The organism is Ignatzschineria sp. PL_is040 (assembly GCF_055813795.1).
Window position 1 is genome coordinate 778083 of record NZ_JBVPGU010000001.1, and the last position, 19034, is coordinate 797116.

Annotated in this window: 14 protein-coding genes; 4 read left to right on the plus strand and 10 right to left on the minus strand. The window is 39.8% G+C overall.

The genetic code is table 11. The annotated features are described in order from the left end of the window. Nucleotides 1-9: 9 nt before the first annotated feature. The 7 genes from AC0SAP_RS03275 to AC0SAP_RS03305 form a co-directional block, all read right to left on the minus strand. A complete protein-coding gene (locus AC0SAP_RS03275) occupies nucleotides 10-450 on the minus strand; it encodes a GatB/YqeY domain-containing protein (RefSeq protein ID WP_286480667.1) in 441 nt (146 codons plus the stop codon). 73 nt (nucleotides 451-523) lie between these two features. Next, complete coding sequence (locus AC0SAP_RS03280) at nucleotides 524-2017, minus strand: hypothetical protein (protein ID WP_473382916.1); 1494 nt, start codon at nucleotides 2015-2017, stop codon at nucleotides 524-526. A gap of 287 nt (nucleotides 2018-2304) precedes the next feature. Continuing rightward, a complete protein-coding gene (gene dusA / locus AC0SAP_RS03285) occupies nucleotides 2305-3267 on the minus strand; it encodes a tRNA dihydrouridine(20/20a) synthase DusA (protein WP_473382917.1) in 963 nt (320 codons plus the stop codon). 298 nt (nucleotides 3268-3565) lie between these two features. Beyond that, nucleotides 3566-5386, minus strand: coding sequence for an RNA polymerase sigma factor RpoD (gene rpoD / locus AC0SAP_RS03290; RefSeq protein WP_473382918.1), 1821 nt, complete (start codon nucleotides 5384-5386; stop codon nucleotides 3566-3568). 317 nt (nucleotides 5387-5703) lie between these two features. Further along, a complete protein-coding gene (locus tag AC0SAP_RS03295) occupies nucleotides 5704-6705 on the minus strand; it encodes a sigma-70 family RNA polymerase sigma factor (RefSeq protein ID WP_473382919.1) in 1002 nt (333 codons plus the stop codon). An 866-nt stretch (nucleotides 6706-7571) separates the two neighbouring features. Beyond that, nucleotides 7572-8741: a MalY/PatB family protein gene (locus AC0SAP_RS03300; RefSeq protein WP_286480698.1), complete on the minus strand. Its 1170-nt coding sequence runs from the start codon at nucleotides 8739-8741 to the stop codon at nucleotides 7572-7574. Nucleotides 8742-8894: 153 nt separating this feature from the next. Further along, a complete protein-coding gene (locus AC0SAP_RS03305) occupies nucleotides 8895-10334 on the minus strand; it encodes an aminoacyl-histidine dipeptidase (RefSeq protein WP_473382921.1) in 1440 nt (479 codons plus the stop codon). Between the two features lie 562 nt (nucleotides 10335-10896). Here AC0SAP_RS03305 and modA point away from each other — a divergent pair. From modA to AC0SAP_RS03325, 4 genes are all read left to right on the plus strand, one after another. Beyond that, a complete protein-coding gene (modA, locus tag AC0SAP_RS03310; protein ID WP_233146763.1) occupies nucleotides 10897-11673 on the plus strand; it encodes a molybdate ABC transporter substrate-binding protein in 777 nt (258 codons plus the stop codon). 376 nt (nucleotides 11674-12049) lie between these two features. Then, nucleotides 12050-12742, plus strand: coding sequence for a molybdate ABC transporter permease subunit (gene modB, locus AC0SAP_RS03315; protein WP_094566949.1), 693 nt, complete (start codon nucleotides 12050-12052; stop codon nucleotides 12740-12742). A 48-nt stretch (nucleotides 12743-12790) separates the two neighbouring features. Beyond that, nucleotides 12791-13465: a molybdenum ABC transporter ATP-binding protein gene (locus AC0SAP_RS03320; protein ID WP_473382922.1), complete on the plus strand. Its 675-nt coding sequence runs from the start codon at nucleotides 12791-12793 to the stop codon at nucleotides 13463-13465. Between the two features lie 593 nt (nucleotides 13466-14058). Beyond that, the gene (locus tag AC0SAP_RS03325; protein WP_473382923.1) at nucleotides 14059-14589 is read left to right on the plus strand and encodes a hypothetical protein; all 531 of its coding nucleotides are present in this window, start codon (nucleotides 14059-14061) and stop codon (nucleotides 14587-14589) included. A 149-nt stretch (nucleotides 14590-14738) separates the two neighbouring features. On the opposite strand, the gene AC0SAP_RS03330 is transcribed toward AC0SAP_RS03325, so the two are convergent. The 3 genes from AC0SAP_RS03330 to recD form a co-directional block, all read right to left on the minus strand. Beyond that, complete coding sequence (locus AC0SAP_RS03330; protein WP_473382925.1) at nucleotides 14739-15248, minus strand: hypothetical protein; 510 nt, start codon at nucleotides 15246-15248, stop codon at nucleotides 14739-14741. Further along, the gene (locus AC0SAP_RS03335; protein WP_473382926.1) at nucleotides 15235-16635 is read right to left on the minus strand and encodes an MATE family efflux transporter; all 1401 of its coding nucleotides are present in this window, start codon (nucleotides 16633-16635) and stop codon (nucleotides 15235-15237) included. The genes AC0SAP_RS03330 and AC0SAP_RS03335 overlap by 14 nt, the downstream gene beginning before the upstream one ends. Before the next feature lie 150 nt (nucleotides 16636-16785). Continuing rightward, nucleotides 16786-19032 carry an exodeoxyribonuclease V subunit alpha gene (gene recD / locus AC0SAP_RS03340; protein WP_473382927.1) on the minus strand — a complete coding sequence of 749 codons (2247 nt, stop codon included), beginning with the start codon at nucleotides 19030-19032 and terminating at the stop codon, nucleotides 16786-16788. Between the last annotated feature and the right edge of the window lie 2 nt (nucleotides 19033-19034).

Consider the following 19034-nt stretch of genomic DNA (forward strand, 5'->3'; position numbering starts at 1 on the left):
ATCAAAAGATTAGCTTAAACGACTCTTCACTAAAGCGCTTACAGCACCCATATCCGCTTTTCCAAGAAGTTCTGGGCGAATAGCATTCATCAATTTTCCCATACCGCTCATATCATTCACTTCCAATTTTGCCATTGCCGCATCGATAATGGCCACAATCTCTGCATCAGAGAGCTGCTCTGGTAAATAAGGCATAATGTGTACTAACTGCGCTTCCTCTTTCTCTACTAAATCGGTACGATCTGCTTTTTTAAATTGATCGATCGATTCTCGACGCTGATTAACCATTCGATTAAGAATCGTTAAATAATCTGCTTCAGAGAGACCCTCACCACGTTTTTGCAATTCTGCTTCCTGAATCTCTGCTAAAATGGCTCGTAGAGTTGTTACTTTCTCCCGATCTTTTGCACGCATTGCATCTTTAACATCATTTTGAATTGTTGCTTTCATCTTTTCCTCTCTTTTACAAAGTAAGAAGGGAGACTCGCGCCTCCCTCCATCTCAACTATTAAAACGCTAAATACTATTCACTAAACATTGAAGCGATGAGCTCTAGATCGATCTCCTGGCCATTCACGCTCCACACACCACCATTATAGCGAATATCAGAACTAATTCCTTGTGGTGAAAATTCAATGACCGGCATGCCACTATTAATAACCATTGCAAGCACCATAAACTCTTTATAGAACTCATTCATTTGACGTTTTGCCGCTTCCTGATTGTCAGCTTCTCCCTGACTCAACAAAACATTGCTTCCTAGATTGATAAAGTAGCTCTTATCAATCATTACATTTACCACTAAATCATCAATATATTGGTTAACAAATTCAAAGAATGTCAATCCTGAGAAAGCTTCTGAAAATGCATCAGGATCTTCTAAATTGAGCGTTGAAACTTTCTCAATAAAGGCCGCATTTGGCATAATGGAGAGATCCATCTTTGCATGATCTTCATCTAAATCACCGGCAATAGAGATATTTAGCCGGCTTCCTGGAACGACAAAGTCACTCATCTTAAATGAGCTATTGACTAAAATTTCATTAAGAGTATCTGCTTCATCTAGTCGTAATACTTCCAACTTCTCAAAAAGATCATCACTTAACTCTGTTAACTGCAACTTGAGATTAAAATCACCAAAAGGTAATGCTGCCGGCTCATAGGCAGGAACTTTCACCTCAATTTTATCGATACCAAAGTGACCATGAATATAGGGCTTTTCATCGATCAACTCAGCACCAGCCGCATAGGTTAATCGATCCATTAGGATCTCACTGAAGGGCTGATCTTCATCACTCTCTTTTACAAATATTTTATTGAGCTCAAAAAGAAACTTCTGTACCTTTTCGCCATTATTCTCAACCCAATAACCATTACTTCCATCGATGGTAACTAAAGCTTCATCTCGGCCTTCTGGCTTTATAACAATTTGTCCGGACTTGTAATCAATATTGACACTATCGCGTTTTTCAAAATTTTGGCTAAAACCATAAATACCCTCAAGATTGATCTCATTTACAGTCGCGACTTCAACTACGCCCTCATCATTGAACAGGATCAACTTAGGATAACGATAATTAAACTTATATTGACCATTCTCTTGATCAATCTGCCCCTGTTGCTCTACATTTTCCGCTTTTAAGAAGAGAATGGAATCTGCATCTTCCTCCTCTTGATAAAGAGCAATATTTGCTTTAGAGAGAATTGTTGCAACTCCCTGCCCTTCAGCATAATTTGTAAAGACAACTTCCCCTCTCTCCTGACTTTTAAGAACTTGATTAGGAGTACCACCAAAATCCATAAGGAGGTCTGCAGTAAAATCTGCAACATTTTCGCTCTTTGTTGTCGCTTCAATCTCAATACCATAATCTGATAACTGAGAGATAACCCCAGGACCGACCAATGCTCTATTGATAGCTTCATAGTTCTCTTCAAAGAGATCGAGGGGAGCACTATAACCAACACCTCCTGCTGCGAGCGCTAATGAGAGTGTATAGCCAATTATCTGCTTCTTCATAATAAATCCTTTTCTATCGGAATTGGGGAGCGGTTATTAACAATATCGATTCAGATATCCAAGATCATACCGTCATTAACCTAATACTATTCATTTAAACATCGACTTCAACATCGATCGCAATATTAAACCTCAACATCAAACTTCAATATCAAATTTAATATCAAATTTCAATATCGCTTTTAAAGCCTGCTGTTATATTCATTTTGTTGATTTTAACTTATTTTATTTCAATCTTTTTTAATATACTAAAAAAGTGTGATGAATCTATGAAAAATAGCAAAAAATTATGCATTTAGCTGTCGATAAGCATCCAATACAACCTGAAAGTCAGCCCCTTCCCGATGCATATTCTCACTTAAATAGCGACGCCAAAGCCGGCTTCTTGGAACTTCATGGAATAATCCCAACATATGTTTAACAATATGATTCAACCGCCCGCCACTATTGATATGTTTCGTAATATAGGGCTCCATCTCCATTATAATCTCATAACGACTTTTAATCGGCGCATCAATCTCAAAAATTTGTTGATCAACATGCGCCATCTGGTAAGGATTATGATAGATTGAGCGTCCGACCATAACACTATCAACACTCTCTAAAAGAAGTTCTGTTTGTGCTAAATCTTGGACACCACCATTTAGCGCAATCTCAAGATGCGGATAATTCCGCTTAATTTCAAAGACTCGCTCATAATTTAATGGAGGAATCTCACGATTCTCTTTAGGTGAAAGACCTGATAGCCATGCTTTACGTGCATGCAAAATAAAGTGATGACAACCCTTGTCGCTCACCTTATCAATAAAATTTGCTAGAAATTGATAACTCTCTTCATGATCAATCCCAATACGTGTTTTAATCGTTACCGGTAATGAGGTCGATTCAGCCATTGCACTATAACACTCGGCAACAAGATCAGGCTCTGCCATCAAACAAGCGCCAAAGCTCCCTTTTTGAACACGATCAGAGGGACAACCACAATTGAGATTGATCTCACTATAACCATATGCTTCACCGATCTTAGCCGCTTTTGCTAAATCTTCTGGATCCGATCCGCCTAACTGCAGAGCTACAGGTCCCGCCTCTTCAAAATAGAGATGCCGATCGCGATCACCATAGAGAATTGCTCCCGTTGTTACCATCTCACTATAGAGTAGCGCCTCTTTACTCATCACTCGATAAAAGTAACGACAATGTCGATCGGTCCAATCTAACATAGGGGCTACAGAAAACTTGATACTCTTCATGCTCTTATCTCTAAAATGTAGAATATTTTGCAATATATCTATCACAAATAACTATTGCAGGTAGCTATTGAAAATAACTGTTACAAATGACTATTACAAATGACTGCTGCAGAAAATGCTTCTCTTTATATTTATATTCAACCTTAACGGAAGAAATTAATAGAAGATTAATAGAAGAAATAAAAATCCCCGAGTATCACTCAAATAATAGCTCGGGGGGTTATATCTCTTATCCTGTATAAGAGCTCTAGAATCAATCAGATACTCTTAACAGATAATCTAGATAGATCGATCAGATCTAATCCGCATCTAAGAAACTCTTAAGTCCTTCTGAACGATTAGGATGACGCAATTTACGTAATGCTTTTGCTTCAATCTGACGAATACGCTCACGCGTTACATCAAACTGTTTACCCACCTCTTCAAGCGTATGATCGGTATTCATATCGATACCGAAACGCATTCTAAGAACTTTTGCCTCACGTGCAGTTAAGGTATCTAATACCTCACGGGTTGCTTCATTTAAGCCCTCATCTGTTGCGGACTCAATAGGAGATACTGCATAAACATCCTCAATGAAATCTCCAAGGCTTGAATCTTCATCATCACCAACAGGCGTCTCCATAGAGACAGGCTCACGTGCGATCTTAAGAACTCTACGAACGCGCTCTTCCGTCTCACCCATCGCTTCTGCGATCTCTTCAGGCGTTGCTTCACGACCTAACTCTTGAAGTAGCTGACGAGAGATACGATTGAGCTTATTGATCGTCTCAATCATATGAACTGGAATACGAATAGTTCTCGCTTGGTCTGCAATTGAACGAGTAATAGCCTGTCTAATCCACCAAGTTGCATAGGTAGAGAATTTATAACCACGACGATATTCAAACTTATCGACCGCCTTCATCAAGCCGATATTTCCCTCTTGAATTAAGTCAAGGAATTGCAATCCACGATTGGTATATTTTTTAGCAATAGAGATCACAAGGCGTAAGTTAGCTTCAATCATCTCTCTCTTCGCACGACGAGCTTGCGCTTCTCCAATGGAGATTTGACGATTGATCTCTTTAATCTCATAAATTGTAAGATCTGTCTCTTGCTCGATCTTCGCTAATCGATCTTGATACTCATAGATATATTTATCATACTCTACAAGTGCTTCTACATATTTCGCCTTACGCTTAAAGATATCATCCTTAAAGATCGCTTTATTAGCTTCATTTCTTGGGAAGATCTTTAAAAACTCAGTTCTCGGCATCTTTGCTTTACTGATACAGATCTGCATAATCTTACGTTCTAATGGACGAATACGATCGATCGTCGCACGTAAGCGGTCATACATCTCTGTTTGAAATTTAGGTGCTAACTGAAATTCGAGGAATTTTTCACGTAAAGATGCTTTTACCTCTTTAATACGATCCGATTTACTCGTTGCTCCCTCTTTCTCTTTAATTGCATTTAGCTCATCTACAATCGCTTGAAGTTCTGCAATTTTTGTCGCTAAAACTTCAGGATCGGGCCCCGTCGCTGTATCTTCAACTTCAACCTCTTCATCCTCTTTCTCCTCATCTTCAAGGAAGAAACTAGGATCGATGAAACCTACAACTAAATCGGTGATGCGCCCCTCTTCCTTGATCGCCTCGTGATAGGAGTCGATCAGGTGATAAGTTGCCGGCACATAGAGTGCTAAAGAATTAAGAGAAGATTGAATTCCCTCTTCAATACGGATCGCAATCTGCTTCTCTTCTTCACGCGTTAATAGATCGACCGTTCCCATTTCGCGCATATACATGCGAACAGGATCTGTTGTACGTCCGATCTCTTCATCATCAATATTTGCTAATACTTCCGCTGCTTCTTCAACCGCGTCGTCACTATCAACACTTTCACTTAACATTAAAGTGTCTTCATCTGGCGCCTCTTCATGCACAGAGATCCCCATATCTTCGATCATCGCAATAATGCTTTCGATCTGCTCAGGGTCTACCATTCCTTTTGGAAGATGGTCGTTAACCTCAGCATAGGTAAGATATCCTTGCTCTTTACCAAAAGCGATAAGCTTTTTAATTTGCTCTTTTTTTAGCTGATCCTGCTTTTTTTGATCTGACTGATTGCTCATAACTTAGAATGACACCCTCAATTAATAAGTACACGGACAAACGCGCTACCGCTGGCTTTATATTTTTAAGCGGATCATTATAACATGATTCCTTCGCTTCTGATACTTAGAATGTTTTGCGAAAACGCATTTTTAACTCTCCAAAGAGAGAGCTTACTGTGAATGAATGGGGATTCATTTTACGATTTCAAGTCTCAATATTACCCACAGCGTTAGACAAGACTCTTAGATACAGCTTATACAACTTAAATTGAGTATAACTAAGAACGATTGATAGGTTTAAGCGATGAGATATCTACAATAAGATTTAAGAAAGATTATTCAAAGAGCAGATCCTCCATCTCCACCTCTTGTTCTTTTAAAATAGATCGCATTTTCTCTAAAGTTTTCATCTGAAGATAACGTACTTGATCTCGCGTTAAGGAGAGCTTTTCTCCTGTCTCATCGAGTGTTTTTTGTCGCCGTCCATTGAGACCAAAACGATAGCTAATCACCGCCTTCTCCTTCTCTTCCAAGGATTCTAGTAAGGTTTCCAAAATAGAAAACTTCTCTAATTTCATCAGGTGATCAGGGATATCAACATTCTCTTGATCTGGAATAATATGATGAAAGTCCTGTCCATCACCCTCTTGTGTAATCAAAGCATCAAGCGAAAAAATTGCTTCATTATCTGCTAAGAGATTCATCACCTCAAAGATCGTTAAATTACTCTCTTTTGCAAGCTCCTTGATGGTAGGCTCTCTTTTATATTTCTGAGCTAACTCCTTTGCAATCCTGACCAATCTTGCTATCGCTTTATTAATATGCACAGGAACGCGAACCGTTCGACTCTGATTCATAATTGCACTACTAATATAGTGTCTTATCCACCAGACAGCGTAAGTGGAAAAGCGGTAATTACGATCTGCCTCATACTTCTCAATAGCATGATTAAGCCCTAAATTCCCCTCTGATATAAGGTCAAGAAGATCAATTCCTTGTCGTTGCTGCCGGCGAGCAATCATCACCACAAGACGAAGATTACTCTGCATCAAAATATTGCGAGCTTCTCTATCCCCTTTTTGCGCTAAAAGACCATATTTTTTCTCTTCCTCAGCCGTCAATAAAGGATAGCGTCCTACTTCGACATAATAACGATAAAGAAGATCATCTGTTCCGCGAAATTGATCATCACTTTTTTGTAAAATGCGTTCAAACTCATCGATTCCCTCTAACTCAACCTCATCAGCGCCATCATCCTCCTCTACCTTGAGTTCTACTGAGTCCTCTAAAGTAGCCTCCTCTAATAGATGATGGTGAGTTTCTCGACTGGTTTTCATAAATCTCTACCTCTAGTAATCCCACAACTTGAAACTATCACTATAATTTAATAGCTCGAAGTCTAGCTTTGAACCCTTGTCCCAGATATAGCACCTTAAATTGAGGTTTATCTCTGGTAGGTTACGATCTAAAAACAGATTTCTCTTACTTATCTCTTACTTGTTAATTGATTAAGAAGATATATAAATAAAGAGGAAATCCAGAATCAAAAAATTAAAATTTAACAGCTAAAAAACAATTAACATAACGCTTCAATTAAAATGACATCCACTAAAATTTCTCAAAAAATTCAACAAAATCTCAAGAATAAGCATTGATAATTGGAAAGCTAAAAGTTAAGTCAACAATCTCAACATCATGACAACATCCTTTCAAAAAAGCCTAAAAATAAGCAAAAATTTACTCTATATCCACACTATACCTATTAAATAAGTATTAATAACACCCATAACACAATAGCAACTTTATCCTAAAGTTATTTATAACAATGTAATTGTTTGTATAGGGTTGGTAAAAACTCATTAGTCCAATAAAAATCAATGAAAACCAATTAAAATTAATTAGAATCATAAAATAATAAATATAAAAATAATCAAAAAAGGCTTGCAATACTCTTTACAAGAAAATATAAAATTCAGGCTAAAAAATAACCCCAATAAAAAAGCCCTTTTACTATATGTAAAAGAGCTTTATATCGACATCAGCAACTACTATGAAAATCTAGCGCTTATTGAGATAGTTTTTTGATAAAAGAAGCAAAACTATTTTTTATTTTGCCCCTATCTCTTCTCAATTTTATTATTAAGACTTAAAGACTTAAAACCACTTTAAAATCAAAATGTTGAGGACCATATCTGCCTATCTACTACTTTAATGACTCTTGAATAATGGCAATTGCCTTATCAAGGAGTTCTCTCGACGTTCCGAAGTTTAAGCGAACATAATTACCAGCCGCACCAAAGGTTTTACCATCATTTAAGGCAACACCCGCCTCTAAGAGTCGTCTATAAGCCTCATCTTTATGAGCAGTATCACTAAAATCGAGCCAGAGCAAGAATGTTGCTTCAGGAACAACTAAGCGCAATCCTTCTATTTTAGAGAGCTCTGCAACAGCATGATCTCTATTGGCAATCAGATATGTTTTGAGCTGCGATAACCACTCATCCCCATAATCGAAAGCAAGTTCCGCCCCTTTAATTGCATAAACATTCATTCTCGGTACTAACCCGATCATCGCTTTATGGTACTCATCACGTAACGCATCATTTTCAATAATTGCAAAACCACCACTTAGACCGGGAAGGTTGAAGGTTTTACTTGCAGAAATTAGAGTAATTGTACGATTTTTGGCATCTTCTGAAAGAGTTGCATATGGTGTATGCTCTCCCTCCCACACAAGCTCAGCATGAATCTCATCAGAAAGGACTAAAAGATCATGCTTAATAACAAACTGTTCAATCTCTAATAGCTCCTCCTTCGTAAAGACACGCCCTGATGGGTTTTGTGGGTTACAGAGCATTAAGATCTCAGTCTCCGGCGTCACCATCTCTTCCATCAATGCAAAATCGATCTCATAGCGAATAATATTTCCCTCTACAATCTCTTTTAGAGGAACACCGATCCCTTTTGTTCCGACATTCTGCTCAATTGCAATAAAAGGAGGGTATGCCGGCGTATGGTAGAGGTAGTGTGCATTAGGATTGCGACGATAAACCATATTTGCGGCAATATTAAAACCCGTCACTAAACTTGGTAACATCACAATGCTCTCTTTGGAGATAGTCCATCCGTAAAGGCGCTGCAAACGATAGACAATAGCCTCTAATAGGCGCTCAGGTCTCACTTTTCCATAACCGTAGACCCCTTTTTGTGACATTGCGACAAGCCCATCGATAATCTCATCTGCGGCTCTAAAATCCATATCAGCAATCCACATCGGTAGGATCTCTTTTGAGTAAGCTGTCCATTTATCGGAATTGTTGTTGCGACGATTGATGATCTGATCAAAATCATAGACCTTCTTATATTCGCTCATAACTTGTCCTCTCCTTCTACTATCTATTGATAATTCAATAACTCAATGATTCAATGATTAATTACTTATTTAGTGTACATCCTAATACCGCGTGGTTAGCGCCTTTTAATCTCTCTTTAATACCCTTTCTTTAACGCCCTTTCTATAATGTCTCTATTTTAACGATTTCAGTAATGCTTTAAGCAACTCATAAAAACGGGCTACACTTGGAATATTGACCCGTTCATCTGGTGAGTGCGCTCCCTTAATTGTAGGACCAAAGCTCACCATCTGTAATTGTGGATACTTTTCCCCTAATAATCCCGTTTCCAATCCAGCATGAATCACTGAGACTTCCATCGACTCGCCTGTCTGTTCACGATAGACCTCTAGTAATTTGAGATATGGAAGCGATTCTAAATTGGGTTGCCATGCAGGATAATCATTTCCCTCTTCCATAAATGCATCAACCATGATCGCTAATGCCTTTACCCGTGAACGAACTTGGTCGACACCATGATGAGTGATTGACCGCGCTAATAACTCAGCCATTAAACCATTCTCTTCATTAATGGTGACAACTCCTAAGTTACAGCTTGTCTCAACAATGGGCAATTCCGTTGAGCGTCGAATAACACCACTCGGGAGCAGTAGCAGTAGATTTAAAAGCATTTGTGAATTTTCGGCATCGAGTGTCGCTTGAGAGTCAACTGCTGTCAGACGAATCGCAACGCCCTCATCAATACCTTTAAAACGCTCTTTAAAGATCTCCTCTCTCTCCTTAAGATGCGCCTCAAAGTCAGCCTTATGCGCTTCATGAATAGCGACAACTGCTCGCGCTGAACGAGGAATCGCATTGCGTAATGTCCCACCTTCAAAAAGAGCTAAACGAAGTGCTGATTGATGCGCATAATCAACGAGAAGTTCTGCTAAAAGTTGATTAGCATTCCCTAATTCTTGATCAATATCGATCCCCGAGTGACCACCACGCAGCCCCTCAATAACCACTTCATAAAAGAGGCCACGCGCTTCTTGATCAAAATGGAGCGGCTTTGTCAGAACAATATCAACGCCACCGGCACAACCAACAATACAGACACCTTCCTCTTCACTATCCAGATTTAATAGATACTCCCCTTGAAGCCAATGGGGCTGAAGATGGCGAACGCCTCCCATTCCCTGCTCCTCATCTACCGTTAAAAGCACCTCTAACGGCCCATGATCTGCGCTCTCATCTTCTAAAATAGCAACCGCTGCCGCAACACCAATACCATTATCGGCCCCTAAAGTTGTATCCGTCGCATAGAGCCAATCACCTTTCACCTGTAGTTGTAACGGATCCTCATCAAAATTATGATCGCTCGACTCCCGTTTTTGACAAACCATATCGATATGGCCCTGCAGTATGATTTTCGGCGCATCTTCATATCCAGGTGTTGCCGGCTTTTCAATCACAATATTACCGATCTCATCTTCACGATAAGCAAACCCCTTCTGCTCCGCATAATCTCTATAAAAAGTGCGAATCTTCTCCTCTTTTTTAGAGGGACGAGGAATTGCACTCATCTCCATGAAGTGTTGCCATAATAATTTAGGTGCTTGCTCTTTTAACATTCTCTGCCTCAATCTTTTACGTAATAGGTTAGTAATCTATAATTTGCAATCTGTAATTAGTAATATGTGAGCTATCATCAATAATCTTCGATCATCAGTAATGTTCTATCGATTACTAATAAATAAACATGATAAATAAACATGTATGGTGATCATTAACTGTTTTTAACACGCTTATTGATCTTATGCTCATTTTTATCAGCACATTATACCCCAATCCATGAAGGCAAATTCTCTTTGAATCTTAAGTTCACCTTTAATAGAGACCCTTAGTGGCAATTCTTTAGTCCCGATTCCCAAAGGTAGATCTCCTAAATAGCTGATAGATAGGATCCTCAATCTCTTCATCTAGTTACTTTGGGTAATTACTAATAGTGATAATTAATCGTATTATTTCTAATAGGTCTATTTCTAATTAGTCTTAATTAGTCTTATTATCTAATTATTTCATCTATCGCCTCTTTCTTAACAGATTATTCACCCATAGAGAGAACCTCATAGAAAAAGAGTTTGTCGGAGAATCCGATCTTTAATCACCTATTCAATGTTCTTAAGGAATACTATGTTAAAATTCAAAAAAACAGCACTCACCCTAATCTTGGCAACTACTGGCGTCTTCGCTAGCGCAGAGAATATCACGCTCTTTGCTGCAGCATCATTACAAAATGCAATCGATGAGATCAAAGTCGCCTACCAAAAAGAAGATAAAAAGGATGAGATTGAAGCACTCTATGACTCCTCTTCTAACTTAGCACGCCAAATTGAGCAAGGCGCACCGGCAGATATCTTCATCTCCGCTAATCAGAGCTGGATGAATTATCTTGAGGAGAAAGATCTTCTCGATAATTCAACACGCACCAATATTGTAAAAAATGAGTTGGCGCTCATTACATTTAATGAAAATCCTATTGAGTATAAAGTTGACTTCTCATCCAATGAGTTTTGGAAAGATGCGCTGGCAAAAACTCGTATCGCACTAGGCGATCCTGACCATGTTCCGGCAGGTCTCTATGCAAAAGAGTCTTTTGAGAAATTAGGTGTTTGGAAAACAGTTGAGCCAAGAGTTGCAGCAGCACAAAACGTTCGTGCAGCTCTTCTTCTTGTTGAGGTTAAAGAGGCTGACTTAGGGGTTGTCTACTCCTCTGATGCAAGTATTAGCCAAAAGGTTAAAACTGTCACAACTTTCCCTGAGGATCTTCATGAGCCTATTGAGTACCCTATCGCAATCATAAAAGATAAGGCAAATCCTGCGGTAGAAGGTTTCTATCACTATCTTTTAAGTGATGATGCGGCAACAATCTTCAAAAAGTATGGCTTTGCCGTACCTACGAAAAAGTAAGGGATCGATACGAGAGTGATCTCAAAAGATGGTGAGACACTTGTAGAGATAATCAATATTAATGTTCTCCTAAGCCCTGCTCTACAATAGTAGCAGGGTTAATCAAACAATAAGATGGGATGAACAGTAAAAAATACCATGCATTTAGGGTCTCTCTTTAAAATCATCTCTGATTGCTGGTAGAGCCTACATATTCACATAGGTCCCCCTTAACCTATGTGAATATGTTTTTTTATATCTCTATATCTATCTATATATCTATGATCTCCCATTCTCTATAATCTCTTGCACCCCTATCGTATCTCGACAATGAGATTTAACAAGATTTCTATCATCCATTTCCATCTTAAGTTAACTCAACTAGAGGACTCTATTGATGTTTTTATCAGAGTATGAATGGTCAATCATTCTATTAAGTCTTAAAATTGGCGGTGTCGCTATTGCAGCAAGCCTTCCGATCGGCATTTTATGCGCTTGGATACTTGCCCGAAAAAACTTCAAAGGGAAAACGATCCTCGATAGCTTTATCAATCTCCCACTCGTTCTTCCCCCTGTGGTGATCGGTTATCTTCTTCTGATTACCATGGGTAAAAATGGTTATGTTGGAAAATGGATCGATCAAGTTTTTGGTATCTCCTTTAGTTTTAACTGGAAAGGTGCGGCACTTGCTTCTGCCGTAGTCTCTTTCCCCCTCTTAGTTCGTGCAATACGGATCAGTTTTGAATCTATTGACCGCAATTTAGAATTTGCAGCTCGTAGCCTTGGTGCATCACGACTTAAGATGTTCTTTACCGTAACACTCCCCCTCTCAATGCCGGGAATTATTGCCGGCGTTGTCCTCGCATTTGCTCGTTCACTCGGAGAATTTGGCGCAACGATCACCTTCGTTTCTAATATTCCGGGAGAGACAAGAACATTACCACTAGCGATGTACACCCTTATCCAAACACCGAACCAAGAAGCTGAGACAATGCGGCTCTGTATTATCGCCATTGCGATCTCCTTTGTTGCGCTTATTCTCTCTGAAGCACTTCAGCGAGCCCATAAAAAGCGCTTAGGTTTGGCATAAATTCTTGGCATTCATTCAATTGGACCTGTAAACAAGAGTCACCATCTTATGATTAAAATAGATATTACCCATCGATTCCAAGACTTTACTTTTCAAGCTGATTTGACACTTCCCCCTAAAGGAATCACCTCCATCTTCGGGCCATCAGGATCTGGAAAAACCACCCTTCTTAACTTTATCTCCGGCAAGATGACACCTCAAGAAGGCGTTATTGAGATCAACGATAAAACTATATTAGATACCAATAAGAAGATCTCCCTCCCGATTCATAAACGGGGTATCGGTTATGTATTTCAAGATCCAACACTCTTTCCCCACTACTCTGTTGAAAAAAATCTTCACTATGGGATGAAAGCGCAAGATGATCTACTCTTTGAAGATATTGTGACCCTTCTTGGAATTAAACCTCTTCTCAAAAAACGAATCGCTTATCTCTCAGGGGGAGAAAAACAACGAATCTCTATCGGTCGTGCTCTTCTGAGTTCCCCTAATATCTTGTTAATGGATGAGCCTCTCTCAGCACTTGACCAAGCCAGAAAAGAGGAGATTTTAAGTTACCTTATTGAGATCCCCGATCGTTTCAACATTCCGATTCTCTATGTGACCCACAATGTGAAAGAAGCACTCTTTCTCTCCCATTCGTTCATTGCTGTAGATAAAGGGATTATGCGCTTAAAACCGATTGCAGAGATCGAAAGCTTTTATGAAAAAGAGAAGTCATAAGGAAGAACGCCTCACAAATTACTCACCACAAAGATGTTCGTCATAAAGAGCTCATCATAAAGCGTTTATAGTGTAGTATTTATTATAAAAAACTTATAATGAGAATTCGTAATAAAGACTCGTAATAAAGACTCGTAATGAAATTTCGTAGTGAAGCGACGATCCTATAAGATCTTAGTCTTGGCTGATAAAATCACTAAAGAGACGGCAATCAAAACCTTCAAGCAGAAATAACGTACTCAACTGCTTCACATTGCGATCGCTGATACAATCGACTACACTAAATCGAACTGCCAGATTAAGTTGCACCTAATAGAAACATTCCACAAAACTTTTTAATAATTTTTTAATGAAGTTTTAATGAAGTTTTAATGAAGTTTTTCGTGGATTTTTTAATAGAGATTTGAACAGGGATTTTAATAAACCCTTTAAGTTAAAGGCGTTATAGTGATCAGGTTTTATAATGAGATGATCATAATGGGGTGATCTTATAATCAGCGCGGAAATTAGAGTAATATTGGCATTAATATTAGCATTAAACAATAATGATAATAAACAACTGACTAGGGTGAAATTTAGATAAGGATCTATTTATGATGGCATCGTTAGCTCGATTAATAACTCGATCAACATTACAAGCGACTCTCTTAACTCTCATCACGCTCCTATCACTCTTCTCTACTACAGAAGCAAAAGGGAAAGTGAAGGAGACTCCTGCCGATCGAATTGCAAATGCATATCTTTTCTACTGCCAACAAGAGGAGATCGCCAACGATGATTATTGCCAATGTGTCGCTAATGTCTATCGGGATAACCTTCCCACCATTTCTCTTGATAAACGAGAAGAGAAGTTTTTAATTGTGGCACTCAGTGGCAAACTCTCCTATGCCAATATTGAAGAGTCCGATTTCCCTTTTATTGAGAATTTGATGGAAAAAATTGATGATCCTCGATTTGAAGAGGGGTTTGCTCACTGCGCTGCTTATAACGAAGAGCTCTTTATCGAAGAGGTTGAAGAGATCAACGAAAATGATTCGCCTATGAGTGCAGATCAAATTCGCGCCATTGAAGAGATTGAAGCGATCGAGATGGAAGAGATGGATGATGAAGAGATCTATCAGTAGGAATCAATGAATGAGGACCTATAATCTATAATTAGAGGTCTATGAGTAGAGAGTAGTGAATCTACCAAGGATTATCGATAGCACAAATCACTATAAGAGAAATGACCATAAGAGAGAAACAACTATAAGAAAGAGTACTTAGGGGCTGATTACTTTCGCCCCTTTTCTATCTGTTCAACCGATTCCCTCTTACCTTCTGAATCACGCTTCCCCTCTTTACCTTCAGCTTCACCGCTTGAGTGAGCATCTGACTCCTTAACCCATGCATCCCAATCATCCCATGATCTCCAGCGATCTTCCTCCTCACGCTCTCCCTGCCCACCTACAAAGTCGGTATCATCAAAAGAGTCTTTCGATGGAAGAGGCGTGGGATTTTCTGCCTCATAACGGCGCAGGCGTCGCATATCAAGATAGGGAAGGATAAAGAGCCAGAAGATCATAAAGAGAACCCCAAGGCTCCAATGAATCCAAAAACAGATCACCAGTAGTACTAAATTACCTAAACCGGAGAAGATCATTCTCGAATAGCTCATCTTCTGAAAGTCACGATTGAGAATCTTACGCCCACTCCCCTTTTTTGAAGAGAGATGCTTCTCATCTACGACGCTATTACGGCTCACATTTTTATTATCTCTACTCGTTCGATTATCCCTTCTCATTGATCTCCCCCCTTAATCTCATCTTTTTAAACTCACGTAATTGTAACCATAAGAGCAATCCAGCCAAGAATGCTGAAAGAAAGTCAGCAGTTGGAATAGCTGCCCAAACACCATCAATTTCAGGAAAGCCCCAATGAGGAACTAAACTTGGCAAGATAAAGAGCGCTGGAATCAGAAAGATAATCTGCCGACTTAAACTTAAGAAGATCGAGTGCCCGACCATCCCAATACTCTGAAAGAAGATTGTCACTACCATCTGAAAGCCGACTAGCGGAAAGAGTATGGTCACAATTCGAATTGAGCTCATTGTCACTAATGCCAACTCTTCAGAAGGATTAAAGGGTTTTACCACCAATGCCGGGAAAAAGACCCCAATAATAGCGGCGATCAAACCGATACAGATACCAACCTTAATGGTATAAAGAAGCGCTTCCCTTAAACGATCAAATGCACCCGCACCATAACTATACCCCACAATAGGCTGCATTCCCTGCGTTAACCCTAAAAGTACTAACACCACTAACATTAAGGTGATATTAGCAATCGTATAAGCCGCAACACCGATCGATCCCCCATAAACCTTTACCTGACGAATCATGATAAAGATAATAGCTGCTGAGACCACATTCATAATAAAGGGAGACATCCCGATACTTAGCACCGCTTTCGTAATAGACCAGTTGTAACGAATCTTTGCAAATCGAAACCGTAATAGTGTTGAGCGACTCATAAAGTGCGTCATCACAAAAATAGTTCCCACCACCATCGAGAGCACAATGGAGATAGCGGCACCTTTAATCCCCCACTCTAAAACATAGATAAAAAGTGGCGCTAAAATAAGATTGATCAATAGCGTTAGCAACATAGTATACATCGCTTTTCGCGGATGCCCTGAGGCGCGCATCATATTGTTAAAGCTAAAACAGAGATTAGAGAAGATTGCGCCGGGAAGAAAGTAGCGTAAAAAATCATGAGTATATTGATAGGTAAACTCATCAGCCCCTAAGAGATAGACTAACTGGTCGAGAAATAGAAACATGCCGTAAGAGACCGTTAAAGTAATCGTTAAAGTGAGAAGAAGAGAGGTCCCGACAACAGACTCTGCCCGATCATAATCCTCATTACCGAGATAGATCGAAATTCGGCTTCCCGCACCCGCTCCCACTAACATCCCAAAGGCGGCAATCATGGTCATAACCGGAAGTGCAATTCCCATCGCACTCAATGCATGATCATCGAGATACTCGGCATTTCCAACAAAGTATCGGGTGATAATATTGTAGAGTGCTGCCACACTACTGCCGATAATTGCAGGGAGTGAGTATTTCCACAACAATTTTTTAATGGGAGCTTCTCTTAACTCCTGTAACTGATCTGTTTTCGCCATATAATCCTTATTTTTCTATCGCAGTTTCTATCTCTGTTTCTACTTCTATTTCTATATCTGTATCTACTGATATATCTACTGATCTATTATTGGTGCATCTATTGATAATTCATTGCCTTGCGATCACACCTATTTTAATAGAGAAACTCTCTACGACAATCTTAAAATCGCTTGAGACAGTCTATCATGAATTGCGCTATAACGATCGACTCTCCCCATTAATGCTGCTTTAAGCGCAGCACTACTGGCAAAGAGATGTACAGATGATCGCGCCCTTGTAACCCCCGTATAGAAGAGTTCTTTTGTTAAAAAGCGCGAAGGATCATCGCCTAAAAAGAGCATCACTTTCTGAAACTCACTCCCCTGCGATTTATGAATTGTCATCGCAAATGCAGATTCAAATTTCGGCAGTGCATGAATTGAGAAGACCCGTGCGGAATCGACCCCTTCAAAATAAGCCCGTAGATTTCCTTCCTCATTCTCTAAAATTAATCCTATATCACCGTTAAAAAGTTGATGATCGATACTATTATGGGTAACCATAATCGGTAATCCATGAAAAAACTCTCGAGAATAAAGTTTTGGAAAAAGGGTCTTTCGTATCAACTCATTCAAAGCGACCGCCCCATACTCGCCCGTTCTTCTTGCACTTAAGACGCCAAGTTGATTAAAGAGTTTAAAAGCCTCTTCCGCAAACTCGATTCCTCTTCCTTTAGGCAAAAGGGTTAAATAATCGCTATAAGCCGCTTTAAAATAGAATTCCAACTCAGTAGGAATAGCGGGTAGTTGGCTCCAAAAAAGTGATCCTTCTCCCTCTTGCAGATCAAGTGGAGATGATACCTTTTTAAAGAGAGAGTCAACCCGTTGATATCGGGCCTCTGCCCCACTATCCCCCTCATGATTAATTTCCCGTGCTAATGCACCTAATGCCGAATCATCACGGAAACGATAGCTCTTCTTCAGAAAACTTAGATAATTAAAAGCAGCACAATGGGGCAAGACCGGCACATCAGTCAAAGGTTCCTCAATTAAATGTTGAAGCTGCTCATAATGATCGGGCGAATAATTCTCCTTCGCACAGAGCTCATGCATAATGGCCCCCGCTTCTACCGATGCAAGTTGATCTTTATCTCCTAAAAAGATTACTCGCCCCTTCTCCGGCAATGCCTCAATCAATTGTACTAACATCTGCTGATCAATCATAGATGCTTCATCCACCACAAGAAGATCGAAACTCAAAGGGTTAAAACGATCAAAATGGGGCTTTCGCGTGAGCGGATCGATTCGAAGAAGACGATGAATAGTCTGCCCACTATAAGGAATGAGCGCTAATCGTTCTCGAATCAAGCGCTCCTCTTCCTCTGGCAATGTGGAGATTTCTGCTTGTAGAGCACGAATCTGCCCTAAAATCGATTCCGAAAGACGCGCCGCAGCTTTCCCTGTAGGTGCCGTTAAGAGAATGGTAAAAGGCTGCTTACACCCTTGAGACTCACGCTGCATAAAGTGGAGATCCACCAAGATCTGCGCAATCTTAAAAACAGTGGTGGTCTTTCCTGTTCCGGGGCCCCCTGAAATGACAGAGAGTCGATTTAAGAGAACATTCGCGGCAGAAAATTTTTGCCAATTGAGACAAGTCTCACTCTCTCCCTTCGCTTGATGACTCTTCTCAGCCATAAAATAGTAATTAAGGCGCTCCTTTAAAAAAGAGACCTCTCTATCACTTAAAGCGATTGAACGATCCTGAGCAAAGAAGTCGATAATAACGCTCTCCTGCTCATAGTTACGATCGAGATAGAGGATATCTCCCACCCGTACAAGCGGAAGATCGATCGACTCTAATACTGTTTGCCAAAATTGTGCTAGCGCCACCTGCTCTTCCGATATTGTCAGCGCTTTTCGTAGCCTCTTCGTACCTAACAGCAGAGAGACAAATCCAGAGATAATCGCCATTCTCGCAGGATCTTCTACCTCCTGAAACCACTGTTTAGGATTGTAAAGATGGGTAACGGGAAGTGCAGTATGACCATAACCATAAGCACGACTCAATAACAGTAGTAAAAAGGTGTAACCAAGCCAATGTCGAGGAAAGCTTATCGGGCTGTTTTGCCCTATAAAATCAGCAAAATAGAGGTCGATATGATTTAAATAGTGCCGCTCAACTAACTTTTGTAGTAGGGATTTCATAGATCGCGCTAAAGTACGACGCTCCTCCTCGGTCATGCTACCGCTTTCCAACAACTGCTCTAGTTGCTCTTCTAAAGCCTCACTCTCTGGAAAGAGCTGTTGAAAATAGGATAATGCCGGCATTCTATCTACCACGACATCTTCCCGCGCGCGCTCTTCTTGCACTCTCTCTTCTTGTGCTCTCTCTTTTTGACTCAATCTATCGCTCATCATTT